The sequence below is a fragment of the Streptomyces sp. NPDC054866 genome (assembly GCF_053610745.1).
Genome location: NZ_JBSGZA010000002.1, coordinates 261,517 through 284,809, shown reverse-complemented (window position 1 = coordinate 284,809; position 23,293 = coordinate 261,517). Strand labels below are relative to the sequence as shown.

At 69.3% G+C, this 23,293-nt stretch carries 18 protein-coding genes and 1 tRNA gene; 7 read left to right on the top strand and 12 right to left on the bottom strand.

All coding sequences use genetic code 11. The features are described from left to right. Positions 1–84: 84 nt before the first annotated feature. Positions 85–159: transfer RNA gene (locus ACWGI2_RS10000), tRNA-Leu, on the bottom strand. Positions 160–259: 100 nt separating this feature from the next. On the opposite strand from ACWGI2_RS10000, the gene ACWGI2_RS09995 reads away from it, so the two are divergent. After that, complete coding sequence (locus ACWGI2_RS09995; protein ID WP_351162226.1) at positions 260–916, top strand: ANTAR domain-containing response regulator; 657 nt, start codon at positions 260–262, stop codon at positions 914–916. Between the two features lie 75 nt (positions 917–991). Here ACWGI2_RS09995 and ACWGI2_RS09990 read toward each other — a convergent pair whose 3' ends face one another. From ACWGI2_RS09990 to ACWGI2_RS09950, 9 genes are all read right to left on the bottom strand, one after another. Next, complete coding sequence (locus tag ACWGI2_RS09990; RefSeq protein WP_453394971.1) at positions 992–1,708, bottom strand: ABC transporter ATP-binding protein; 717 nt, start codon at positions 1,706–1,708, stop codon at positions 992–994. Further along, on the bottom strand, positions 1,705–2,574 hold the full coding sequence (locus ACWGI2_RS09985) for an ABC transporter ATP-binding protein (protein ID WP_453394970.1): 870 nt from the start codon (positions 2,572–2,574) through the stop codon (positions 1,705–1,707). Before ACWGI2_RS09985 ends, ACWGI2_RS09990 begins: the two co-directional genes overlap by 4 nt. A 3-nt stretch (positions 2,575–2,577) precedes the next feature. Beyond that, positions 2,578–4,422 carry a branched-chain amino acid ABC transporter permease gene (locus ACWGI2_RS09980; RefSeq protein ID WP_453694855.1) on the bottom strand — a complete coding sequence of 615 codons (1,845 nt, stop codon included), beginning with the start codon at positions 4,420–4,422 and terminating at the stop codon, positions 2,578–2,580. A 5-nt stretch (positions 4,423–4,427) separates the two neighbouring features. Continuing rightward, positions 4,428–5,357: an ABC transporter permease subunit gene (locus ACWGI2_RS09975; RefSeq protein ID WP_160504439.1), complete on the bottom strand. Its 930-nt coding sequence runs from the start codon at positions 5,355–5,357 to the stop codon at positions 4,428–4,430. A gap of 149 nt (positions 5,358–5,506) precedes the next feature. Beyond that, complete coding sequence (locus ACWGI2_RS09970) at positions 5,507–6,754, bottom strand: branched-chain amino acid ABC transporter substrate-binding protein (protein WP_453694854.1); 1,248 nt, start codon at positions 6,752–6,754, stop codon at positions 5,507–5,509. 255 nt (positions 6,755–7,009) lie between these two features. Beyond that, positions 7,010–7,639 carry a Tat pathway signal sequence domain protein gene (locus tag ACWGI2_RS09965; protein ID WP_453694853.1) on the bottom strand — a complete coding sequence of 210 codons (630 nt, stop codon included), beginning with the start codon at positions 7,637–7,639 and terminating at the stop codon, positions 7,010–7,012. Beyond that, complete coding sequence (locus ACWGI2_RS09960; RefSeq protein WP_453694852.1) at positions 7,630–8,031, bottom strand: hypothetical protein; 402 nt, start codon at positions 8,029–8,031, stop codon at positions 7,630–7,632. Before ACWGI2_RS09960 ends, ACWGI2_RS09965 begins: the two co-directional genes overlap by 10 nt. An 83-nt stretch (positions 8,032–8,114) precedes the next feature. Then, entirely contained in the window at positions 8,115–8,588 is a 474-nt protein-coding gene (locus ACWGI2_RS09955) for a PaaI family thioesterase (protein WP_453394965.1), read from the bottom strand. Positions 8,589–8,633: 45 nt separating this feature from the next. After that, positions 8,634–10,913, bottom strand: a complete 2,280-nt coding sequence (locus ACWGI2_RS09950) for an FdhF/YdeP family oxidoreductase (RefSeq protein WP_453694851.1) — start codon at positions 10,911–10,913, stop codon at positions 8,634–8,636. A 122-nt stretch (positions 10,914–11,035) separates the two neighbouring features. On the opposite strand from ACWGI2_RS09950, the gene polA reads away from it, so the two are divergent. The 5 genes from polA (at position 11,036) to ACWGI2_RS09925 (ending at position 17,704) form a co-directional block, all read left to right on the top strand. Next, a complete protein-coding gene (polA, locus tag ACWGI2_RS09945) occupies positions 11,036–13,777 on the top strand; it encodes a DNA polymerase I (RefSeq protein WP_453694850.1) in 2,742 nt (913 codons plus the stop codon). Between the two features lie 245 nt (positions 13,778–14,022). Then, on the top strand, positions 14,023–14,535 hold the full coding sequence (locus tag ACWGI2_RS09940) for a hypothetical protein (protein WP_453694849.1): 513 nt from the start codon (positions 14,023–14,025) through the stop codon (positions 14,533–14,535). A gap of 93 nt (positions 14,536–14,628) precedes the next feature. After that, the gene (locus ACWGI2_RS09935) at positions 14,629–16,338 is read left to right on the top strand and encodes a lytic transglycosylase domain-containing protein (protein ID WP_453694848.1); all 1,710 of its coding nucleotides are present in this window, start codon (positions 14,629–14,631) and stop codon (positions 16,336–16,338) included. Positions 16,339–16,521: 183 nt separating this feature from the next. Beyond that, complete coding sequence (locus tag ACWGI2_RS09930) at positions 16,522–16,656, top strand: SPW_0924 family protein (protein ID WP_453694847.1); 135 nt, start codon at positions 16,522–16,524, stop codon at positions 16,654–16,656. A 55-nt stretch (positions 16,657–16,711) separates the two neighbouring features. After that, complete coding sequence (locus tag ACWGI2_RS09925; protein WP_453694846.1) at positions 16,712–17,704, top strand: DUF3068 domain-containing protein; 993 nt, start codon at positions 16,712–16,714, stop codon at positions 17,702–17,704. Here ACWGI2_RS09925 and hrpB read toward each other — a convergent pair. Beyond that, on the bottom strand, positions 17,694–20,276 hold the full coding sequence (gene hrpB, locus ACWGI2_RS09920; RefSeq protein WP_453694845.1) for an ATP-dependent helicase HrpB: 2,583 nt from the start codon (positions 20,274–20,276) through the stop codon (positions 17,694–17,696). The two genes, ACWGI2_RS09925 and hrpB, sit on opposite strands and share 11 nt — an antisense overlap. A gap of 4 nt (positions 20,277–20,280) precedes the next feature. After that, complete coding sequence (locus ACWGI2_RS09915) at positions 20,281–21,111, bottom strand: class I SAM-dependent methyltransferase (RefSeq protein WP_453694844.1); 831 nt, start codon at positions 21,109–21,111, stop codon at positions 20,281–20,283. 397 nt (positions 21,112–21,508) lie between these two features. Here ACWGI2_RS09915 and rpsA point away from each other — a divergent pair, with 397 nt between their 5' ends. Continuing rightward, positions 21,509–23,032 carry a 30S ribosomal protein S1 gene (gene rpsA / locus ACWGI2_RS09910; protein ID WP_453394957.1) on the top strand — a complete coding sequence of 508 codons (1,524 nt, stop codon included), beginning with the start codon at positions 21,509–21,511 and terminating at the stop codon, positions 23,030–23,032. The last annotated feature ends 261 nt before the right edge of the window (positions 23,033–23,293 follow it).

Here is a 23,293-nt window from a genome sequence, read left to right as displayed (position 1 = left end):
GGCCTCGGTATGCAGCAAAAAGCGGATGTTCACGGGAACGAGAACATCCGCTTGCGAGTGGTGACCTTGGGATCTAAGGAAAAGTGCCCCGGGTGGGACTCGAACCCACACTGTAAGGTGTTTGAGACCTTCGTCTGCTGCCAATTGGACTACCGGGGCCTAACGAATCGAAGGTTTTCCCCGACCCGCTGCCCAACCACCATACCGCAGCTAGGTAGGCTCTTGGGAGCTGCACCCCAGCCCTGATCGAGGAGCCCCCGTGACTTCCCCCGAGTCGCCCCAGCCCGTAGCCGATGACGACGACAAGTCGCACGTGCCTCCGCTGACGACCCGTGTCGTCATCGCCGAGGACGAGGCTCTTATCCGGCTCGACCTCAAGGAGATGCTCGAGGAAGAGGGTTACACCGTCGTCGGCGAGGCCGGTGACGGGGCGAAAGCCGTCGAGCTGGCCCGCGAGCACAAGCCGGACCTCGTGATCCTTGACGTGAAGATGCCCGTCATGGACGGCATCTCCGCGGCGGAGAAGATCGCCGAGGAGTCCATCGCCCCGGTGCTCATGCTGACCGCGTTCTCGCAGCGTGACCTGGTCGAGCGGGCCAGGGACGCCGGCGCCATGGCGTATCTCGTGAAGCCCTTCAGCAAGACCGACGTCGTCCCGGCGATCGAGATGGCCGTCTCGCGTTTCACGGAGCTGAAGACGCTGGAGAAGGAGGTCGCGGACCTCACGCTGCGTCTGGAGACGCGGAAGCTGGTGGACCGCGCGAAGTCGATCCTGCAGACGGAGTACGGCCTGACGGAGCCCGCCGCCTTCCGGTGGATCCAGAAGACGTCGATGGACCGCCGTCTGTCGATGCAGCAGGTCGCGGAGGCGGTCATCGAGGACGCCGACGAGAAGAAGGCCGCCAAGGGGCAGTAGCTCTCGCGTACACACGGAAAAGGCCCGCACCCCGAAGCCGGGGTGCGGGCCTTTCTCGTATGCCGGGACGGAGTCCTAGTCCTCGCCGAGGTACGCCTTCCGCACGGATTCGTCGTGCAGCAGGTCGTTCCCCGTTCCGGAGAGGACGATCTTCCCGACTTCCATGACGTGACCGTGGTCGGCGAGCGAGAGTGCCGCCTGGGCATTCTGCTCGACCAGAAGAATGGTCGTGCCCTGGGACTTGAGCTCGGAGATGGTCGCCATGATCTTCTGCATCATGATCGGCGAAAGGCCCATGGAGGGTTCGTCGAGCATGAGCAGTTTCGGCTGGGACATGAGGGCGCGGCCCATGGCGAGCATTTGCTGTTCGCCGCCGGAGAGCGTGCCCGCCGCCTGCTTTCTGCGCTCACCCAGAATCGGGAAGAGCTCGTAGGCGCGCGCGATGTCTTTTTCGATGCCGGTTTTGTCGCTGCGGAGATATGCGCCGAGTCGCAGGTTGTTCTCGATCGTCATGCGCGGGAAGATGTGCCGGCCCTCGGGGGAGTGGGCGAGGCCGAGGGAGACGATCTGGTCGGCGCGGTATTTCCGTAGTGCTTTTCCGTTGAATTTGATGGAGCCGCCGACCGGCTTGAGGAGTCCGGAGAGTGTGCGCAGTGTGGTGGTCTTGCCTGCGCCGTTGGTGCCGATGAGGGTGACGACTTCGCCGGCTTCGACCTTGAAGGAGATGCCTTTGACGGCTTCGATCTTGCCGTAGGCGACTTTGAGGTCTTCGACTTCGAGCAGTGCGGTCATCGGCTGTTCTCCTCGTCGCCCGTTGCGTCGGCCTCTGTGCTGCCGGGGGCACCTTCGAAGGGTTCGCCCAGGTAGGCGGCGATGACGCGGTCGTCCTGTTGGACGGTTTCGCTGCTGCCCTCGACGAGTTTTTCGCCTTGGACGAGTACGGCCACGCGGTCGCACAGGTTGAAGATGAAGCGCATGTCGTGCTCGATGACGAGTACGGCGATGCCCATGTCGCGGATGGCGAGGACGAGTTCCTCGGTGGCGCGGGTCTCCTGGGGGTTCATGCCTGCGGTCGGCTCGTCCAGGAGGAGCAGGCCGGGTTCGCTGGCGAGTGCGCGTGCGATCTCCAGCTTGCGCTGTTCGCCGTAGGGCAGGTTGCGGGAGAGGTGTTCGGCCTTGTCGGCGAGGCCGACGAACTCCAGGAGTTCGAGGGCGCGGGCCTTGGACTTGGCCTCGGCCTTGTGGAAGCCGGGGCCGCGCAGGAGGGCTGACCAGAGGCCTTCCTTCGTACGCGTGTGGCGGCCGACGAGGACGTTTTCCAGGACCGTCATGTTGGCGAAGAGGCGGATGTTCTGGAAGGTGCGGGCCACGCCGGCCGCGGTGACCTTGAAGGATTTGCTGGGCAGGACCGTGCCTTTGTACCGGACTTCGCCCTCGGTGGGGATGTAGAGGCCGGTGAGGCAGTTGAAGAAGGTGGTCTTGCCGGCGCCGTTGGGGCCGATGAGGCCGACGATCTCGCCGCTGTTGACGGTGAGGTCGACGGAGCGTACGGCGGTGAGGCCGCCGAAGCGCATCGTGACGCCCTTGGCGTCGAGGACGGTTTCTCCGGCCGGTGTCGCGGCGGGGCTGTCCTTGCTGGTGGTGGTGTCGGTGGTCATGGCTCAGGCCCCTGTCTTGCTGAGGACTGTGGGTGGCGGCGTGTCGCCGGGGGCCAGTTCGGCTTCGTGGAATTCGAGCTGGCGGCGGCGGTTGGGGATGAGGCCTTCGGGGCGGAAGCGCATGAGGAGGACGAGCGCGAGGCCGAAGGCGAAGAGCTGGTAGTCGCCCAGGAACGAGAGTTTGCTGGGGATGAGGTAGAGCAGTGCGGCGCCGACGAGGGGTCCGCTGATGGTGCCCATGCCGCCGAGGACGACGGCGGCGAGCAGGAACGCGGAGTTCGGCGGGACGGTGTTGGCGAACTGGTACTGCTCGGGTGTCACGGTGTAGGTGACGTGTGCCTGCACCGTGCCCGCGAGTCCGGCGAGTGTGGCGCCGAGTGCGAAGGCGATGAGCTTCACGCGGAAGCCGTTGATGCCCATGGCGAGTGCCGCGGTCTCGTCTTCGCGGATGGCGACCCAGGCGCGTCCGATGCGGGAGTCGCCGCTGCGCCGGAAGACCAGGACGACGACGAGGGTGATGAGCAGCATCAGGAAGAAGTAGTTCGCGAACCGGCCGATGGTGACGCCGAGGATGGAGTGCTCGATGCCCAGGTCGAAGCCCAGGATCTTGAGGTTCGGGATGGAGGAGATGCCGTTCGAGCCGTTGGTGATGTCCGGGCCCGAGGTGCCGTCGGAGTTCATGGCGACGAGCCGGAAGATCTCTCCGAAGCCGAGGGTGACGATGGCGAGGTAGTCGCCGCGCAGCCTCAGCGTCGGGGCGCCGATGAGCACGCCGAAGATGAGCGATGCGCCCGCGCCGACGAGGATGGCGCCCCAGAACGGCAGGTGGACGTCGAAGGGTGAGGAGGGCGATCCGGAGACCATGGATGCCGCGTAGGCGCCGACGCCGAGGAAGGCGACGTATCCGAGGTCGAGGAGTCCTGCGAGGCCGACGACGATGTTCAGGCCGAGGGCGACGGTGGCGAAGATGAGGATGTAGACGCCGATGGTGGCGTACTGGTCGTCGCTCTGTGTGAACGGGAAGGCCGCGGCGGCGGCGAAGGCGCCGCCGAGGGTGATGTTGCGGTGTCGTGCGGTGTAGGTGGAGATCTGGGCGACGAGTCCGGCTTTGGCCAGTGCGGCGAAGCTGAACGCCACGGTGACGAGGAAGCCGATGAAGAGTTCGTCGTACTCGGTGCCGATGCCGTAGGTGAAGACCAGGAGGCCCACCGAGAGCGCGGCGATGATGATCAGGATCTCGACGTAGCTGGGGAGCTTGCGCGGGGTGGGCGGGGCTTCGGCGGCGAAGGCGCCCTTGAAGATGATGACGCCGTTGCGCAGGCGGTGCTTGAGCTGCTCGCTGCTGGTGTCTTCGGGGTCGACCGCGTAGGTGTGCGGTCGTGTGAAGGGCAGGGCGAGGGCGCCGGTGAAGGAGGCGAGGGTGGCGATGGCGGCGACCCAGCCGCCGGGGTCGAGGTTGGCAAGGCCGCCGAGCTGGTAGCTGATCGAGATGATCGTGTACCAGGTGGTGGCGAAGGCGGCGAGCGCCGCGTACTTGAGTGCGGCGTCGGCTCCGCCGGGAGTCAGTGCCCGTACGCCCTTGATGCCGTAGGAGGCGAGGCCGAAGAGCGTCGTCAGGAGGCCGGCGATCAGGACGAGCACCTGGAGGCCGCCGGGGTAGCCGTAGACGGTGAGGTCGCCGGGGAACGCCGCGGTCCAGGTCCACGCCATGAACGTGGAGATGACGGTGAGGATGCCGCCGCCGGTGGCGAGTGCGCGGGCGGGGCCCTCGGGGATGGCGATGAGGCCGGTGGGGGTGTCGTCGTGCTTGGGGGCGGGCGCGTCGGCCGCGGTGGTCTGTGTGGTCATGGTTCTCACGCCCTGTCCGCGACGCGCTCGCCAAGGAGGCCTTGTGGCCTGACGAGGAGTACGACGATGAGGAGTACGAAGGCCCAGACGTCGGCCCAGGACTGCCCGCCGAGCTGGCTCATGCCGGGGATGTCGTTCATGTAGGCGGTGGCCATGGCTTCGGCGATGCCGAGGACGAGGCCGCCGATCATCGCGCCGTAGATGTTGCCGATGCCTCCGAGTACGGCGGCGGTGAAGGCTTTGAGGCCCCAGAGGAAGCCCATGCGGAACTGGACTTCTCCGTAGCGGAAGCCGTAGGCGACGGCGGCGATGCCGGCGAAGGCGGCGCCGATCGCGAAGGCGACGACGATGACGCGGTCGGTGTTGACGCCCATGAGTTTGGCGGTGTCGGGGTCCTGGGCGGTGGCTTGCATGCCGCGTCCGACGCGGGTCTTCATCACGAAGTAGCCGAGGGCGAACATGCAGATCGGTGCGGTGATCAGCAGGAAGATGTCGCCGGGCTGGATGGTGATGGAGCCCATGTGGATGGAGTCGCCGGGCATTTCGGGGAAGGTGCGGGACGACTTGGCGTTGGGGTACCAGGCCCAGACGGCTTGCTGGAGTGCGAGCGAGAGGCCGATGGCGGTGATGAGGGGTGCGAGGCGGGGTGCGCCGCGCAGTGGGCGGTAGGCGAAGCGTTCGGCTCCGACCGCTATGAGGGTGGAGACGATGACGGCGCCTATGAGCATGAGCGGCAGGGCGAGCCACATGCTGGTGCCGCCCGGGAGCCACAGCCAGACGGTGAGGGCGCCGAAGCCGCCGACCATGAAGATCTCGCCATGGGCGAAGTTGATGAGCTGGACGATGCCGTAGACCATTGTGTAGCCGATGGCGATCAGGCCGTACATGGATCCCAGTAGCAGGCCGTTGACCAGCTGTTGCGGCAGTTCGTGCACCGCAGGTCCTCCGAGTCTTTCGGTGTCGTTCGGCCTGCGGGCGGTGGCGGTGGGCCTCGCAGGGCGGACGGCTTAGGTGACGGATGCGACGCCGCGCGGGGCGCTGCTGAGGCAGCGCCCCGCGCGGTGGTGTCGTGCTGCGGGGTGGTTCAGCCGGTGAAGGTGCCGGACTTGACCGGCTCCCAGCCCTTGGTCGGGTCCTCGGTGGACTTCACCTGGTACACGGTGAGCTGCTTGTTCGTGGCGTCGCCGTACTCGTCGAAGGAGACCTTGCCGGTCACGCCGTCGAAGGAGACGTTCTGCATGGCTTCGACGATCTTGGCGCGGGCATCGTCGGGCAGCTTGCCGTCGTTGTCCTCGACGACCTTCTTGACTGCTTCGATGATCGCCCAGGCCGAGTCGTAGGAGTAGCCGCCGTAGGCCTCGTAGGCCTCCTTGTAGCCGGCCTTCTTGTAGTTCGCGATGAACTCCTTGGCGGAGGGCAGTTCCTCGACGGGCTGGCCGACGGAGGTGGCGTAGTCGCCCTTGCCTTCCTTGCCGGCGAGCTTGACGAAGTCGGCGCTGTAGATGCCGTCACCGCCGACGAGGGGGATCTTGGCTCCGGCCTTCTTCATCTGCTTGCTGAGCGGGCCTGCCGCGGGGTATTCGCCGCCGTAGTAGACGACGTCCGCGTCAGAGTTCTTGATCTTGGTGGCGACGGCGCCGAAGTCCTTGGTGTCCGGGTTCACGTGTTCGGTGCCGGCGACCTTGCCGCCGAGCTTGGTGAACTCGTCCTTGAAGGTGGCGGCCAGACCGGCGCCGTAGGTCTTCTTGTCGTCGACGACGAAGACCTTCTTCTTCTTCGCCTCGTTGTACAGGTACTGCGCGGCGAACGGGCCCTGGATGGCGTCCGTGGTGGCCGTACGGAAGTAGGCCTTGTACGGGCGGACCTTCTTGCCGCCGTTCCAGTCCTGGCCCTGGGTCATGGCCGGGTTGGTGTTGGCGGGGGAGACCTGGACGAGCTTCGCGTCGTCGAAGACCTTCTGCATCGACTCGCCGACGGAGGAGTTCAGGGGGCCGACGGCGCCGAGGATGTCCTTGTTGGCGACGAACTTGGTCGCGTTGGTCTGGCCCGACGCGGGCTGTCCCTGGTCGTCGGCGGGCTGCACCTTGAAGGTGATGCCGTCGACGTACTTCTTCTCGTTGGCCTGCTTGGCGGCGAGATCCACGGAGTTGCGGATGCCGAGGCCCAGCGCGGACAAGTCGCCGGTCAGCGGCGCGTCGACGCCGATGACCACGGTGGTTCCGCCGCCCGCGGAGTCTTCCTTGTCCTTGTCGTCGCGTGAGCCACAGGCGGTGAGGGTGAGTGCCCCCGCGGTGAGTGCAGCGGTGATGGCTATGAGCGAACGTTGACGCACGATCAGTCCTTTCCCCTGGCACGGCCGTCCCCTGTTGGGTGGCCGAGTCGAGCGCGGAACCGAACTGACAGGAATCCGGTGGGCGCGGTGACTGGCCGTGACTCTAAGGGCCGCTTTGTTCCTGGTGGAGTGGTCAGGCCAAAGGTGTGACGCTCTTGTTATGCCACGGAGTATTCCGCGGTGGAACTCAGGGGGTGGTTGGGACGGAATGCGCCACCTTCGGCGCATCCCGCATGCTGAGAACTTGCAGGACTGTCAGGGTGTTTTACTCATGACATCAGTGTTCGGGGGGCATGCGGCTGTCAGGGCCCCGGAAAGATCTTTTGCGTACCTCTCGCCGAGGATGAAGCTCTGTAACTGCATTGCGCGCACATTACGCAGTGTTACGACCAGGAAAGGGAGTCCGGCGTCCCGTTGCACATTTCCACATTCGCGAATGTGCATCGTGATTCGTGCCGTCCGAGGGGTTCCTGTTTTCACGGTGAATGGGGTATGGGGGGCGACCGTGACCGACAGGGCCTCCGTCGTCTGCGTGATCCGTCTGACGGACACCGGGGGTCCCGAGTTCTGGCTGAGGGCGACGGTGAAGCTGAACGTGCGGTCACCGGCCAGCGGGTGCGTCATGTCGCCCCGGTAGGTCACGGACACGGTCTGCGACGGATAGAGCGGTGGTGGCGGCGCAGGGGGCCGGGGGCGGGTCAGGTAGAGGCTGAGCCCGGCGGCCCCGACGATCACGGCCGTGGCGACGGCCAGGGCGGTGCGGCGGTGCCGGGTGAGCAGCGGGTGGGTCCGGACGGGGTGCACGGCGACCTGGTCCGTGGCGGCGGCGCGGGCGTCATAGGTGTGGTCACCGGGCTCTATGGGGCCGATGGCGTTCACACCCACGGCCCGCCGCTCGGCTCCCCGTGGCGGTAGCGCTCCTCGCACCGCTCACGTGCCTGACGGGTGATCAACTTCCGTCCCGCGGCGGCTCCGTGGCGCTCGCGCTCGGTGCGGGCCAGGTCGAGTGTGTCCCGCAGGATCATGTACTGCCCGTTGGAGAGGCCCATCGACTGGTAGTCGCCGTAGGTCTCCTTGCCCGAGTCGTAGATCTGCCGCCCCCACTTGGTGATCAGGGCCGTGCAGAGGTCCTCGGGGGACGTGGTGGCGGGGGAGGGTGCGGGCTCGGGGGCGTCGGCGGAAGGTGAACTCCCGCATCCGGCGGCGAGGAGAGCGGTGAGGAGGGTGGCGAGGGGGGCGGTGAAGGCGAGCGCACAGAGCGGTTTCCGGTGCCTCATGCACAGACGCTAGACCGGCGCCCCACGCTCCGACAATGCGTAGGGCACTCGCCTTCTTCCGCCTTCGATCGCCTTCAACCGCCTTACGCGGCGGCGTCGTTGGGCTGTACGTCGCGCAGCAGGCAGGTCAGCCGCGCGGTGCACACCCGCTTGTCCTGCTCGTCGGTGATGACGATCTCGTACGTCGCCGTGGAGCGGCCCCGGTGCACGGGCGTCGCCACGCCGGTGACCAGGCCCGAACGCGCGCCGCGGTGGTGCGTGCAGTTCAGGTCGACGCCGACGGCGAGCTTCCGGCTCCCGCCGTGCAGCATCGAGCCGACCGAGCCCAGGGTCTCGGCGAGCACGGCGGACGCGCCGCCGTGCAGCAGGCCGTACGGCTGGGTGTTGCCCTCGACCGGCATCGTGCCGACGACGCGGTCGGCGGAGGCCTCGACGATCTGGACGCCCATCCGGATGCCCAGATCGCCCGCGGAGAACAGGGCGGGCAGGTCGATGCCGAGCGCGGCGTACTCGTCGATGACCTCTTGCGGGAACTTCACGCTGTGCTGCTCGCCCATGGGGCCCGGCTCCGTTCGTCGTCCTCACTGTCGCTGAGCGAACGCTCAGTCGGTCCCTGATTGTTCCAGGCGCACGACGACGGACTTGCTGGCGGGGGTGTTGCTGGTGTCGGCGGTCGCGTCCAGCGGGATCAGGACGTTCGTCTCCGGGTAGTACGCCGCCGCACAGCCCCGGGCCGTCGGATAGTGCACGATCCGGAAGCCCGGCGCGCGACGCTCGACGCCGTCCTTCCACTCGCTCACCAGGTCCACGTACGACCCGTCGGCGAGGCTCAGCTCACGGGCGTCCTCGGGGTTGACCAGGACGACACGGCGGCCGTTCTTGATGCCCCTGTAGCGGTCGTCGAGGCCGTAGATCGTGGTGTTGTACTGGTCGTGCGAGCGCAGCGTCTGGAGCAGGAGCCGTCCCTTGGGCAGGGCGGGGAACTCGACCGGCGCCGCGGTGAAGTTGGCCTTGCCGGTGGCCGTGGGGAAGCGGCGCTCGTCGCGCGGGGCGTGCGGCAGGGCGAAGCCCGCGGGGTCGGCGACGCGTGCGTTGAAGTCCTCGAAGCCGGGGATCACGCGCGCGATGCGGTCGCGCACCGTGGCGTAGTCCTTCTCGAACTCCTCCCAGGGGGTGGCCGATTCGGGGCCGAGGACGCGGCGGGCGAGGCGGCACACGATGGCCGGCTCGGAGAGCAGGTGCGGGCTCGCGGGCTCCAGGCGGCCGCGCGATGCGTGCACCATGCCCATGGAGTCCTCGACGGTCACGAACTGTTCACCACTGCCCTGAAGGTCACGCTCGGTGCGGCCCAGCGTCGGCAGGATCAGGGCACGCGCGCCCGTGACGGCGTGCGAGCGGTTCAGCTTCGTCGACACGTGGACGGTCAGGCGGGCCTTGCGCATCGCCGCCTCCGTCACCTCCGTGTCGGGCGAGGCCGCCACGAAATTGCCGCCCATCGCGAAGAACACCTTCGCCTCGCCGTCCCGCAGCGCCCTGATCGCGCGGACGACGTCCAGGCCGTGCTCGCGCGGCGGCGCGAAGCCGAACTCCTTCTCCAGGGCGTCGAGGAAGGCCGGAGCGGGCCGCTCGAAGATGCCCATCGTGCGGTCGCCCTGCACGTTCGAGTGCCCGCGCACCGGGCACACGCCCGCGCCCGGACGGCCGATGTTGCCGCGCAGCAGAAGGAAGTTGACGACCTCGCGGATGGTCGGCACGGCGTGCTTGTGCTGGGTGAGGCCCATCGCCCAGCACACGACGGTGCGCTTGGAGGCGAGGACCATGGCGAGGGCTTCCTCGATGCGCTCGCGGGTGAGGCCGGTCGCGGCGAGGGTTTCGTCCCAGTCGGCGCCGCGCGCGGCCTCGGTGAACTCCTCGTACCCATGGGTGTGTTCGCGGACGAAATCTTCGTCGACCGCTCCCTCGGTGTCGAGGATGAGCTTGTTCAGGAGGCGGAACAGGGCCTGGTCGCCGCCGAGGCGGATCTGCAGGAAGAGATCGGTGAGGGCGGTGCCCTTGAGCATGCCCTGCGGGGTCTGCGGGTTCTTGAAGCGCTCCAGGCCCGCCTCGGGCAGCGGATTGACCGTGATGATCTTCGCGCCGTTGTGCTTCGCCTTCTCCAGGGCGGAGAGCATGCGCGGATGGTTCGTGCCAGGGTTCTGCCCGGCGACGATGATCAGGTCCGACTTGTAGAGGTCCTCCAGGAGGACGCTGCCCTTGCCGACGCCGATCGTCTCGGTGAGCGCGGAGCCGGACGACTCATGGCACATGTTCGAACAGTCGGGCAGGTTGTTCGTGCCCAGCTCGCGGGCGAACAGCTGGTACAGGAACGCCGCTTCGTTGCTGGTGCGGCCCGAGGTGTAGTAGACGGACTCGTCCGGGCTGTCCAGCGCGGCCAGTTCCTCGCCGATGATGTCGAAGGCCCGCTCCCAGGAAACGGGTTCGTAGCGCTCGGCGCCCTCCGCCAGATACATCGGGTGGGTGAGGCGGCCCTGCTGACCCAGCCAGTACCCACTGCGCGTCGCGAGGTCGGCCACGGGGTGCGCGGCGAAGAAGTCGGGGGTGACGCGGCGCAGCGTGGCCTCCTCGGCGACCGCCTTCGCGCCGTTCTCGCAGAACTCCGCCGTGTGCCGGTGCTCCGGCTCGGGCCAGGCGCAGCCGGGGCAGTCGAAGCCGTCCTTCTGATTGACCCGCAGCAGCGTCAGCGCCGTGCGGCGCACACCCATCTGCTGCTGGGCCATGCGCAGTGAGTGACCGATGGCGGGAAGGCCCGCCGCGGCGTGCTGGACCTCCGCGACCTGCGGCGCGTCCTGGACCGGATCACCCTTGGGCGACTTCCTTGCCATGGTCGGCTCCCCTTCGAGCACGTACGTGAGCTACGTCTCCGATCCTCCCACGCGCGGCTGACAGCGCGGTCGCGGGTGAGGGTTGGGGCCGACTGTCAGTGGGGCGTGGCAGGATCGGGGACGTGGCAGAAAAAGCAGCGAAGAAGAAGTCCGAGACCGCGACGAAGCCGAGTGGCGAGCAGCGTCCGCGCCTGCTCCTCATGGACGGGCACTCCCTGGCCTACCGGGCGTTCTTCGCGCTGCCCGCGGAGAACTTCACGACCGCGACGGGCCAGCCGACGAACGCGATCTACGGCTTCGCGTCGATGCTGGCGAACACTCTGCGCGACGAGGCACCCACGCACTTCGCGGTCGCCTTCGACGTGTCGCGCAAGACGTGGCGCTCCTCGGAGTTCCCCGAGTACAAGGCGAACCGCTCCAAGACCCCGGACGAGTTCAAGGGCCAGGTCGAGCTGATCGGCGAGATCCTCGACGCGATGCACGCGGTGCGGTTCGCGGTGGACGGCTTCGAGGCGGACGACGTCATCGCCACGCTCGCCACCCAGGCCGAGGCGGCGGGCTTCGAGGTCCTGATCGTCACCGGCGACCGTGACTCCTTCCAGCTGATCAGCGACCACGTGACGGTGCTGTATCCCACGAAGGGCGTCTCCGAGCTGACGCGCTTCACCCCGGAGAAGGTCGAGGAGAAGTACGGCCTCACACCCAGCCAGTATCCCGACTTCGCGGCCCTGCGCGGCGACCCCTCGGACAACCTCCCCGGCATCCCCGGAGTGGGCGAGAAGACCGCCGCGAAGTGGATCAACCAGTTCGGTTCCTTCGCGGACCTCGTCGAGCGCGCCGAAGAGGTCAAGGGCAAGGCCGGACAGAACTTCCGCGATCACCTGGACGCGGTGAAGCTGAACCGCCGGCTCACGGAGATGGTGCGCGACGTCGAGCTCCCCAAGACGGTCACCGACCTGGAGCGCGTTCCGTACGACCGCACGGCCCTCGCCCTGGTCCTGGACACCCTGGAGATCCGCAACCCCTCGCTGCGCGAGCGGCTCCTCGCCGTCGACCCCGGCGCGGAGGAGGCCGACCAGACCCCTGCCGAGCCGGGCGTGGAGCTGGACGGCTCGGTGCTCGGTGCGGGTGAGCTCGCGCCGTGGCTCGCCGAGCACGGCAAGGCTGTCCTCGGCATGGCCACGGTCGACACCTGGCAGCTCGGCACGGGCTCGGTGACCGAGGTCGCCCTGGCCGCGGCCGGCGGAGCGGCGGCCTGGTTCGACCCGACCCGCCTGGACGAGGCCGACGAGAACGCCTTCGCGGCCTGGGCCGCCGACCCGAAGAAGCCCAAGGTCCTGCACAACGCCAAGGCCACGATGCGGGTCTTCCCCGAGCACGGCTGGACGGTGGACGGCGTCACCATGGACACGGCGCTCGCCGCGTACCTGGTCAAGCCGGGCCGCCGCTCCTTCGCCCTGGACGCCCTGTCCCTGGAGTACCTGGGCCGAGAGCTGGCGCCCGCGTCTGCCCCGGACGGACAGCTCGCCTTCGGTACCGAAGAGGACGACCAGGCCGAGGCCGACGCACTGATGTCGCAGGCCCGCACGATCCTCGACCTGGGCACGGCCTTCGGCGAGAAGCTGCCGGAGGTGGGTGCGGGTAATCTCCTGACGGACATCGAACTGCCGACGTCCATCCTCCTGGCCCGTCTGGAGCGGCACGGCATCGCGGCGGACCGCGCCCATCTGGAGGCGATGGAGCAGCAGTTCGCGGGCGCGGTGCAGCAGGCGGTGAAGGAGGCCCACGCGGCGGCGGGCCACGAGTTCAACCTCGGCTCGCCCAAGCAGCTCCAGGAAGTCCTCTTCGGCGAGCTGAATCTGCCCAAGACGAAGAAGACCAAGACCGGGTACACCACGGACGCGGACGCCCTGGCCTGGCTCGCGGCCCAGACCGAGAACGAACTGCCGGTCATCATGCTCCGCCACCGCGAGCAGGCGAAGCTCCGCGTCACGGTCGAGGGCCTGATCAAGTCGATCGCCGCGGACAACCGCATCCACACGACCTTCAACCAGACGGTCGCGGCGACGGGCCGCCTCTCCTCCACCGACCCGAACCTCCAGAACATCCCCGTCCGCACGGACGAGGGCCGGGCGATCCGCCGCGGCTTCGTGGTCGGCGAGGGCTTCGAGTCCCTGATGACCGCGGACTACAGCCAGATCGAGCTGCGCGTGATGGCGCACCTGTCCGAGGACGAGGGCCTCCTGGAGGCGTTCGGCTCGGGCGAGGACCTGCACACCACGGTCGCCTCGCAGGTCTTCTCCGTCGAGGGCTCCGCCGTCGACGCCGAGATGCGCCGCAAGATCAAGGCCATGTCGTACGGCTTGGCGTACGGCCTCTCCGCGTTCGGCCTCTCCCAGCAGCTGAACATCGAGGCGGGCGAGGCCCGCGCGCTCATGGACACGTACTTCGAGCGGTTCGGTGGCGTCCGGGACTATCTGCGCCGAGCCGTCGACGAGGCCCGCGCGACGGGCTACACGGAGACGATGCTGGGCCGCCGCCGGTATCTCCCCGACCTCAACAGCGACAACCGCCAGCGCCGCGAGATGGCCGAGCGGATGGCCCTGAACGCCCCGATCCAGGGCACGGCCGCCGACATCGTCAAGATCGCCATGCTGAACGTGCACCGCGCGTTGACGGAGGCGAAGCTCGACTCCCGCATGCTGCTCCAGGTCCACGACGAAATCGTCCTGGAGATCGCTCCGGGTGAGCGCGCCAAGGTGGAGAAGCTCGTCCGCCGCGAAATGGCGGGCGCGGTGTCGCTGCGGGCTCCGCTGGACGTGTCGGTGGGCGTGGGCGCGGACTGGGAGTCCGCCGCGCACTGACGGCTGCGTACGGATGCGTACTGACGGCTGGGCCGGGCTTGAGCGGGGTTCTCCTGGGCGCCGCGAATCACCGGCTTCGCCGAGTCCAGCCTCGGTCCCGAGGCCGTCCTCGGTCGCCGGACGGGCTGAAGGATCCCCCCTAAGCCGGGGGAGACCCTTCAGCCCGGCCCGCACCCCGCAGGGGCCCTCACCCGCGTGGCCCCCGCCCCCGAGCCCCCCACCGCTGCCCCCGTCACGATGACCGCATGGCCTCTCACCTGCGAAAGTGCCGAATAGCCATGGCGCCGGCACTGGTCACCACGCTCCTCACCCCCCTCCCCGCAACCGCCGCCAGGGCAAGCACGGCGCAACGCGCGGCCTACGGCGCCGCCCGCGGCGACCCGGCCCTCGCCGCCCAGCTCTCCCGCGACATCCGCGCCGTCCTGGTCGCCCGGCGGAGCACCGTGTCCGTGGCCCTCCACGACCCCGCCACGGGCCTCAGCTGCGCCCTCGGCAGCAGCCGCCGCTACGACACCGCGAGCGTCGCCAAGGTCATGATCATGGAGGCGGCCCTCCGCCGTGCGCAGGACTGGGGCCGCGGCCTCTCGCACGACAACCCCACGACGCGGTGCGCAGTCCGTACCATCGAACGCGTCGCCCAGGCCGTGCACCGCGCCCTCAACTTGGGGCGTGCGGCAGGGCACCCCGCCCGAACAGGACGCGGCCAACCGGTGAAAATCGGGCACGAACGGGTGTCTGGGCGCTGGAAGTTGTCGTAGTGTCGCCTGAGTCGGCCCGCTGGGGAGCGCAACGGGGAGCAGGGTAGAGCGGGCGGCGACACACACAGTCGTCAAGGGGAGGGATTCACGGTCATGGCGGCGGTATTCGGCAGGCGTTTGCGCAGGGGAGCGGTGACCACCGCGGTGGCCGCGGCGGCGGTGGCCGCACTCGCGGCGTCCCAGGCCCCGGGCGTGACGGACGTGCCTCGCGACGAGCGGGCGGGGGCATCCGGCGCCACGCCGCCACCGGAGGATTCCGCGACCGGCAACTCCCCCTATTACACCGACCTGCCGCCCCTCGACACCCCGGTCCCGCCGACCGGAGCACCCAACGGCGGCGACGACAAGACCGAGGCGGGCCTCCCGGCCACCGTCCTGGACGCGTACAAGAAGGCCGAGGCCTCCCTGTCCACCTCCCAGCCCGGCTGCAAGCTCCCCTGGGAACTGCTCGCCGCGATAGGCAAGGTCGAGTCGGGCCAGGCGCGCGGCGGCAAGGTGGACGCGAACGGCACGACGCTCGCCGCGATCCTCGGCCCGCCCCTGAACGGCAACGGCTTCGCGAAGATCACCGACACCGACGGCGGCGCGTACGACGGGGACACGACGCACGACCGTGCGGTCGGCCCCATGCAGTTCATCCCCTCGACGTGGGCGACATGGGCGCAGGACGGCAACGCGGACGGCAAGAAGGACCCGAACAACATCTACGACGCCGCGCTCGCCGCGGGACGCTATCTCTGCGCCAACGACCGCGACTTGTCCGTCGAGGCCGATCTGCACAAGGCGATCCTCAGCTACAACCGTTCGACGGAGTACCTGAACACGGTCCTGTCGTGGCTGGAGTACTACCGCAAGGGCACCCACGAGGTCCCCGACGGCACGGGCGTCCTGCCGAACGACCGCAGCGACAGCAACATCAACGGCCCGAGCACGAGCCCGAGCCCCACGCCCACGCCCCCGGCGTCCGGTTCGCCCTCACCGAAGCCGCCCAAGCCCGGCGACGACAAGCCGTCCGAGCCCGGTAACAACGGCGGCAGTGGCGGCCCGACCACTCCGCCCACGGGCGGCGGCTCCGAGACCCCGAAGCCCCCGAAGCCCACCCCCTCGCCCACCGACCGGGTCGCGAGCCTCAAGGACGCCGGCACCGGCAAGCTTGCCGCGACGGCGGGCGACGCCTTCGCCGAGCGCGTCGAGGTGCGCACGGCGTCCGCGTCGGGCTCGGCCGTGGCCAAGGCCAAGGTGAGGTTCGCGATCGTCGGCGACACCGACGCGCGCTTCCCCGGCGGCGCCACCAGCGCGACCGTCACCACGAGCGCCTCGGGCAAGGCCACCGCCCCGGTGGTCAAGGCGGGCGAGAAGACCGGTGAGTTCACGGTCCGCGCCACGGTCGTCGGCCGCTCGCTGCCCGGCCTCGACTACACGGCGAAGGTCACCGCGCGCCAGGCCGACGCCCTGGCAAGGACCAGCGACAAGGCGCTGACCTGTGAGCCGGGCAAGGAGTTCGCCGACCAGGTCGAGGTCAAGGCGACGTACAAGGGACAGGCCGCCGACCGTGTGGCGGCCACCGCCACCATGATCAAGTCGGCGGCGGACGCCACGGCCAACGACAAGGGTCCGTACTTCAAGGACGCGGACGGCAAGCCGGTCCGCACCCTCAAGGCCCTGAAGACGGACGCGAACGGCGTGCTCAAGCTCCCCAAGATGTACGCCGACGACGCCGCGGGCACGTATCTCCTGCGCGTCACCACCGTGGGCGGCGCGATGCTCACGGTCGAACTGAAGGTGGCGGCCCCGGCGGCCTAGCCGCACAGGACACCTGCCGCACACAGAGACGCCCCTGCGCCCGCCCGGCGCAGGGGTGTCTCTGTGTGTGCAACGTGTTCTCATCTGGCCGTCGCGTTGCTACGGTGCCCCAGCCCTGACGCCCTGTCAGTTCACGGTCGGTGTCCTCGACGCCGTCAGTTTTCCCGCCTCGGGAGGATCCGCATGCGCGCTCTCATCGCCGCCGCGACCGGTCTTGCCGTCGCCGTCGCCCTGGTCCTGACGATTACGGCGATGGGGGCGCCGCCCGGCGAGACCTCGCCGGAGCCGCTGCTCACCACCGTCCCCAAGCACCCATGACCGCCGAGCGGTCCTTGACCGTCAACCGCCCGTCTCCGTAGGGAGGGCCGCCGCGATGCGCCGCAAGGCCAGCCTGATCCTGCTCGCCTTCGCCGTGTTCTTCACGGCGATGTCCCCGCTCATGCGCTGGTACGCCTTCCCGCGCCTCGCCAAGATCCCGCCGAGCCAGTACCAGGAGGCGGTGCTCGAGGCGAAGAACCCGACCCTCGTCGACTACGGCACCATGCGGGCCAAGAAGGTCTCCAAGGTCACCGTCGTCCAGACGCTCAAGGGCAACGTCGAGGCCTCGGAGAAGATCGAGAAGAGTGCGGACCGGGACGTCGTCGTCTGGGACGCCCTCTCCTACGTGCAGGGGCCCGACGGCAAGATGGTCTCCAAGGTCCCCGAGCGCTACATCTTCGACGCGCACAGCCAGGAACCGGTGCACGCCACGGGCGAGATGGTCGACGGCGACGCGGTCAAGCGCGAGGGCATCGAGTTCAAGTGGCCCTTCCTGACCGAGAAGCGCGACTACGAGTACTTCGACGCCCAGGCCCGCGTCACCAAACCCATCCACTTCAAGGGCACGCAGACCTTCCGCGGCGTCGATGTCTACTACTTCGAGCAGACCATCCCCTGGACCAAGGTCCCCATGCCCAAGACGCTGCCGGTCAAGGGCATCACCCCGGAGTCCCTCGCCAAGACGGGCACGACGCGCTGGTACACGACCGTCCGCAAGTTCTGGGTCGAGCCGACCACCGGGGCGCCCGTCTACGGCGAGGAGATCCAGAAGAACGAGCTGCGCGGCGGCACGCTCCTCGGCGACCGCGACAAGGTCACGGTCTTCGCAGGGCACGTGAAGATGCGCGAGGACTACATCGAGAACACGGTCGACCTGGTGAAGTCCCAGCGCGTCCTGGTCCTCCTCATGACGTCCTATCTCCCCTGGGGCTTCCTGGGTCTCGGCCTGCTCCTGCTCGCCCTCTCCCTCTGGCTGGAGGCCCGCAGCCGCAGGCCCGGCGAACCGGAGGCCACGGCGGCGCCCGAGCCGGAACCGGTCAACGCCTGAGCCGGGCGTTGGTGAACCGCGTCGCCTCGGCGGCCGCCGGATCCTCCGGCCACGGATGCTTCGGATACCGCCCGCGAAGCTCGGCCCGCACCGCCCGGTAGCCGTCCCGCCAGAAGGAGGCAAGATCGGCGGTGACGGCCGCGGGGCGTCCTGCGGGGGAGAGCAGGTGCACGAGGACGGGTACGCCGCCGTCCGCGATCCGCGGGGTCTCGGCGAGCCCGAACATCTCCTGCAACTTCACCGCAAGGACGGGCTGTTCGGGGTCGGAGTAGTCGATGCGGATCCTGGAACCACTGGGCACCGCCACCCGCTCCGGGGCGAGCGCGTCGAGGCGGGTGGCCTCGCCGGTCGCCCACGGCAGAAGCCGGCCCAGGGCCTGCCCCGCGTCGATGCGCCGTAGGTCGGCGCGGCGCCGCGCCTTGGACAGCTCGGGCTCCAACCACTCGTCCACGCGCGCGTGGAGGGCGCTTTCGGACACGTCGGGCCAGGGCGCCCCCAGATGCCGGTGCAGAAACGCGAGCCGCTCCCGCAGCTCCCGAGCCCCCTGGGACCAGTTCAGGAGCGAGGTCCCTTCTTCCTGGAGCCCAGCGAGCAGCCCTTCTCGTACGAGTCCGGGGGCGGGCTTCTTGAGGGGCCGCACCGCCAGTTCCACGGCGCCGAGACGCTCGACGTGCCGCGCGACGAGATCCCCGTCGGCCCAGGCGACCTCGTCCCCCTCGCGGTAGAGGGGCGCGGCGGCGCTCCGGGCGACGTCCTCGTCGATGTGCCCACCGAGCAGCACGCGCGCGTGCCCGGCGCCCACCGGCCGATCGGCCACGGCCACGGCGATCCACTCGGCCCCGGTCAGCGCGGACCCGGCCCGCACCTCGCCACGGGTCCCGTTCACCATGAGATACGTGCCGTCGCCCCGTCCCTGGGCGACCCGCTCGGGGAAGGCGAGAGCGGCGACGAGCCCGGCGACGCGGTCGTCGCTTTCACCGGGAGCTCCGGGGTTACGGGTGGGTGGGTGGGAGATATCCCGCGCCGAAGCCGCGGGAGGCGGCGTACCAGCTCCCGGCGGCGACGCCCCCGCCGCGGCAAGCCTCCGCACCTCCGTGCGCCACCGCGCCGCGTACCCGTCCCCGCCCCGCCGGGCCACGCGCCAGGCCGCCGCGAGGTCGTCCCCGTACTCACGCGGCGGCTCCTCGCTCAGGAGGGCCACCACCTCGGCCGCGCGGCGCGCCCCCACGAGGGGAGCCGCGTCCAGCAGGGCCCGCGCCAAGCGGGGGTGAAGCCCGACCCGCGCCATCCGCGCGCCCCGCTCCGTGACCCGCCCCGACCCGGGGTCCACCGCTCCGACCGCCGTCAGGACCGCACGCGCCGCTGCCATCGCGCCACCCGGCGGCGGATCGAGCAGGGCCAGACCGGAGGCGTCTGGATCCCCCCAGCAAGCCGCCTGCAAGGCGAACGCGGCAAGGTCCGCCAGCTTGATCTCCGGCGCCGGAAAGCGCGGCAGACGGGCGTCCTCCGCCTCCGCCCAGCACCGGTAGACGGCCCCCGGCGCCTCACGCCCGGCGCGACCGGCCCGCTGCCGGCCCGACGCCTGCGAAGCCCGTACCGTCGTCAGCGCGCTCAGCCCGCGCGCGTGGTCCACGCGCGGCTCACGCGCGAGCCCCGAGTCGACGACGACCCGCACCCCGGGCACCGTCAGCGAGGACTCGGCCACCGACGTCGCGAGGACCACCCGCCGGGCGCCTCCCGACGAGCCCGCAAGGACCGCGTCCTGCACATCGGCGGACGCCCGCCCGTGCACCTGGAGCACCTCCGCGGGGACGTCGCCCAGCTGACCCGCCACCCGCGCGATCTCACCGACCCCGGGCAGGAAGCACAGGACGTCCCCGTCCCGCTCGGCCAGCGCCCGCCGCACCACCGACGCCACATGCGTGAGCTGCGCCGGATCCACCCGCATCCCGTGCGGCGGCCGCACCGGACGCGCGGGCGGCGCCCAGACCACCTCGACCGGATGCGAGGTGCCCCGCGCCTCCACCACGGGGGCGTCCCCGAGGATCCGCGCCCACCCCTGCGCGTCCGTCGTCGCGGACGCCGCCACGAGGCGCAGCTCGGGCCGCAGCGCCGCCCGTACGTCGACCAGGAAGGCGGCCACCGTGTCCGCGTCGAGATGCCGCTCGTGGCACTCGTCGATGATCACCACGTCGACGCCGGTCAACTCCTGGTCCCGCTGCAGCCGCTGCAACAGGACACCTGTCGTGACGACCTCCACGCGCGCGTGGCGGCCCACCACACGCTCACCGCGCACCGTGTACCCGACGCTCTCCCCGACCTTCTCGCCGAGCAGCCACGCCATCCGCCGCGCGGCGGCCCGAGCGGCGATGCGCCGTGGCTCGGCGACGACCACACGACGTTCGGGCCCATCCCCGAGAAGCCCCGCGAGGGCCAGCGGCACCAGCGTCGTCTTGCCCGTACCGGGAGGCGCGCACAGCACGGCGCCGCCCGGCCCCTCAAGAGCGGAACACAGCGCGGGCAGCACACCGCGCACGGGCAGGTCGAGGGCTTCGCTACGGAGACGGATCACGCACTCAGTCTCGTACGCAGACGAAGATCGCCGTCCCCGGGATCAGATTCCCGCGCAACGGGGACCAGCCGCCCCACTCCTGGGTGTTCCACGCCGGCCACTCCGGCTCCACCACGTCCACGAGCCGCAGACCGGCGGCCACGATGTCCCGCACCCGGTCGCCGAGCGTCCGGTGGTGCTCCACGTAGACGGCGTTCCCGTTCTCGTCCTGCTCCACATAAGGAGTGCGGTCGAAGTACGAGGCCGCCACGGAGAGGCCCTCGGGACCCGGCTCGTCCGGGAAGGCCCAGCGGATGGGGTGCGTCGCGGAGAAGACGAACCGGCCCCCGGGGCGCAGGACGCGTCGCACCTCCTTGAGGACCAGCACGGGGTCGGCGACGAAAGGCATCACCCCGTAGGCGGAGCAGACGAGGTCGAAGGCGCCGTCCTTGAAGGGCAGCACCCCGGCATCGGCCTGGACCAGCGGAACGCTCCCGCCGATCCGCAGCGCGTGCTGCAACTGGCGGTGGGAGAGATCGAGGGCGACCGGACGCGCGCCCTGCGCGGCGAGCCAGCGCGAGCACTGTGCGGCGCCCGCGCCGATCTCCAGGATGTCCTTGCCCTTCAGCTCCTCGGGCGGACCGAGCAGCTCGGCCTCCACCTCGTCGAGCCCCTCGGGACCCCACACGAACCGGTCGTCACCCAGGAAGGTGCCGTGCTCGATCTGGTAGTCGTCGGCGTTCCGGTCCCACCAGCCACGATTGGCGCGGCTGCTCTCCGTGACATCGGCGTCGCGGCGGGTGGCTTCCGGTTCGGGCGTCTCGGGCAGGTCGGACTCTTGGATGATCGGCTCCATCGTCGTACTCTTCCGTCTGGCTTCGTCGAGGCTCGTCGCGGTGAGGCGGTCGCGGGACGCCGCGAAAGCGTCGCGACAGGGCGCGGTGCGGCCCGTGTGGCCTCACGCGACAGCATTTGTGCCGGGTATGCGGCGTTCCGCCCCGGGTGTGCGCCTTCGCGCATTGACCCTGTCCGGCTGCCCCCGTATGCTACAAGTTGCGCTGCGAGCCTGCCGTCCTCAGACCTAGCAGGATGCGCTCGCATCTGTTGCATGTCCCCTCGGTTGTCGAGGCGCCTTCCGTTTCTTCGGAAACAGGAATCGGCGCTTCCCAGGCTGTCCGGCTTCTTCAGAGCGAAATCGGTTCCGGCGCTAGCAGTACCTACGACTCACTGTCCGTACCGGAGCCCTTACCCACATGACGAGCAGCACCGAGACCACCGCCACCACCCCGCAGGTAGCGGTCAACGACATCGGTAACGAGGAAGCCTTCCTCGCCGCGATCGACGAGACGATCAAGTACTTCAACGACGGCGACATCGTCGACGGCGTCATCGTGAAGGTCGACCGGGACGAGGTCCTGCTCGACATCGGTTACAAGACCGAAGGCGTCATCCCGAGCCGCGAGCTCTCCATCAAGCACGACGTCGACCCGAACGAGGTCGTCGCCGTTGGTGACGAGATCGAGGCCCTGGTTCTCCAGAAGGAGGACAAGGAAGGCCGTCTGATCCTGTCCAAGAAGCGCGCTCAGTACGAGCGTGCCTGGGGCACGATCGAGAAGATCAAGGAAGAAGACGGCATCGTCACCGGTACCGTCATCGAGGTCGTCAAGGGTGGTCTCATCCTCGACATCGGCCTCCGTGGCTTCCTGCCGGCCTCCCTCGTCGAGATGCGCCGCGTCCGCGACCTCCAGCCCTACGTGGGCAAGGAGCTCGAGGCCAAGATCATCGAGCTGGACAAGAACCGCAACAACGTGGTCCTGTCCCGCCGTGCCTGGCTCGAGCAGACCCAGAGCGAGGTCCGTCAGACCTTCCTCACGACCCTGCAGAAGGGTCAGGTCCGCTCCGGCGTCGTTTCCTCGATCGTCAACTTCGGTGCGTTCGTGGACCTCGGCGGCGTCGACGGTCTCGTGCACGTCTCCGAGCTCTCCTGGAAGCACATCGACCACCCCTCCGAGGTTGTCGAGGTCGGCCAGGAAGTCACCGTCGAGGTTCTCGACGTGGACATGGACCGCGAGCGCGTGTCCCTGTCGCTCAAGGCGACGCAGGAAGACCCGTGGCAGCAGTTCGCCCGCACGCACCAGATCGGGCAGGTTGTTCCCGGTAAGGTCACCAAGCTCGTTCCGTTCGGTGCGTTCGTGCGCGTCGACGAGGGCATCGAGGGCCTGGTCCACATCTCCGAGCTGGCCGAGCGCCACGTGGAGATCCCGGAGCAGGTCGTCCAGGTCAACGACGAGATCTTCGTCAAGGTCATCGACATCGACCTCGAGCGTCGCCGGATCTCGCTGAGCCTCAAGCAGGCCAACGAGTCCTTCGGTGCCGACCCGTCGGCCGTCGAGTTCGACCCGACCCTGTACGGCATGGCCGCGTCCTACGACGACCAGGGCAACTACATCTACCCCGAGGGCTTCGACCCCGAGACGAACGACTGGCTCGAGGGCTTCGAGACCCAGCGTGAGGCTTGGGAGGGCCAGTACGCCGAGGCGCAGCAGCGCTTCGAGCAGCACCAGGCCCAGGTCATCAAGTCCCGCGAGGCGGACGCCCAGGCCGAGGCCGAGGGCGCTGCGGCTCCCGCGTCCTCGACCGGCACCCCGGCTGCCGGCGGCAGCGGTGGTGGCGGCGGCGGTTCGTACTCCTCGGAGTCGGACGACAACTCCGGCGCCCTGGCGTCGGACGAGGCGCTTGCCGCGCTGCGCGAGAAGCTTGCCGGCGGCCAGAGCTGAGGCTCGCCTCTAGGCGGTTGTAGCAGCTGAATACTGCGGGCCCGCATCCCTTCGGGGGTGCGGGCCCGTTGTTCTGTTTCGGGTGCGGGTTCGGTGGGGGCTGGGCGCGCAGTTCCCCGCGCCCCTGACGGGGCTGGACCTGGATGGTCAACTCGGCGTCCCTCAAGGCTTAAGAAGCCGCTGTGAAGAGATGGAGGAGGGAATGCCCGCGCTCTTGTGGGCGTTCTGCTGTACGAGTCACGACGATGAGGGCGAGGAGCG

What these genes read in the sequence shown, in the direction of transcription:
- ACWGI2_RS09960 (WP_453694852.1), bottom strand. Translation starts at nt 8,031, where the DNA reads ATGAGGCACCGGAAACCGCTCTGTGCGCTCGCCTTCACCGCCCCCCTC.
- ACWGI2_RS09930 (WP_453694847.1), top strand. Translation starts at nt 16,522, where the DNA reads ATGCGCGCTCTCATCGCCGCCGCGACCGGTCTTGCCGTCGCCGTCGCC.
- ACWGI2_RS09980 (WP_453694855.1), bottom strand. Translation starts at nt 4,422, where the DNA reads ATGACCACACAGACCACCGCGGCCGACGCGCCCGCCCCCAAGCACGAC.
- ACWGI2_RS09925 (WP_453694846.1), top strand. Translation starts at nt 16,712, where the DNA reads ATGCGCCGCAAGGCCAGCCTGATCCTGCTCGCCTTCGCCGTGTTCTTC.
- ACWGI2_RS09915 (WP_453694844.1), bottom strand. Translation starts at nt 21,111, where the DNA reads ATGGAGCCGATCATCCAAGAGTCCGACCTGCCCGAGACGCCCGAACCG.
- ACWGI2_RS09990 (WP_453394971.1), bottom strand. Translation starts at nt 1,708, where the DNA reads ATGACCGCACTGCTCGAAGTCGAAGACCTCAAAGTCGCCTACGGCAAG.
- rpsA (WP_453394957.1), top strand. Translation starts at nt 21,509, where the DNA reads ATGACGAGCAGCACCGAGACCACCGCCACCACCCCGCAGGTAGCGGTC.
- ACWGI2_RS09940 (WP_453694849.1), top strand. Translation starts at nt 14,023, where the DNA reads ATGGCCTCTCACCTGCGAAAGTGCCGAATAGCCATGGCGCCGGCACTG.
- ACWGI2_RS09935 (WP_453694848.1), top strand. Translation starts at nt 14,629, where the DNA reads ATGGCGGCGGTATTCGGCAGGCGTTTGCGCAGGGGAGCGGTGACCACC.
- ACWGI2_RS09955 (WP_453394965.1), bottom strand. Translation starts at nt 8,588, where the DNA reads ATGGGCGAGCAGCACAGCGTGAAGTTCCCGCAAGAGGTCATCGACGAG.
- ACWGI2_RS09985 (WP_453394970.1), bottom strand. Translation starts at nt 2,574, where the DNA reads ATGACCACCGACACCACCACCAGCAAGGACAGCCCCGCCGCGACACCG.
- ACWGI2_RS09950 (WP_453694851.1), bottom strand. Translation starts at nt 10,913, where the DNA reads ATGGCAAGGAAGTCGCCCAAGGGTGATCCGGTCCAGGACGCGCCGCAG.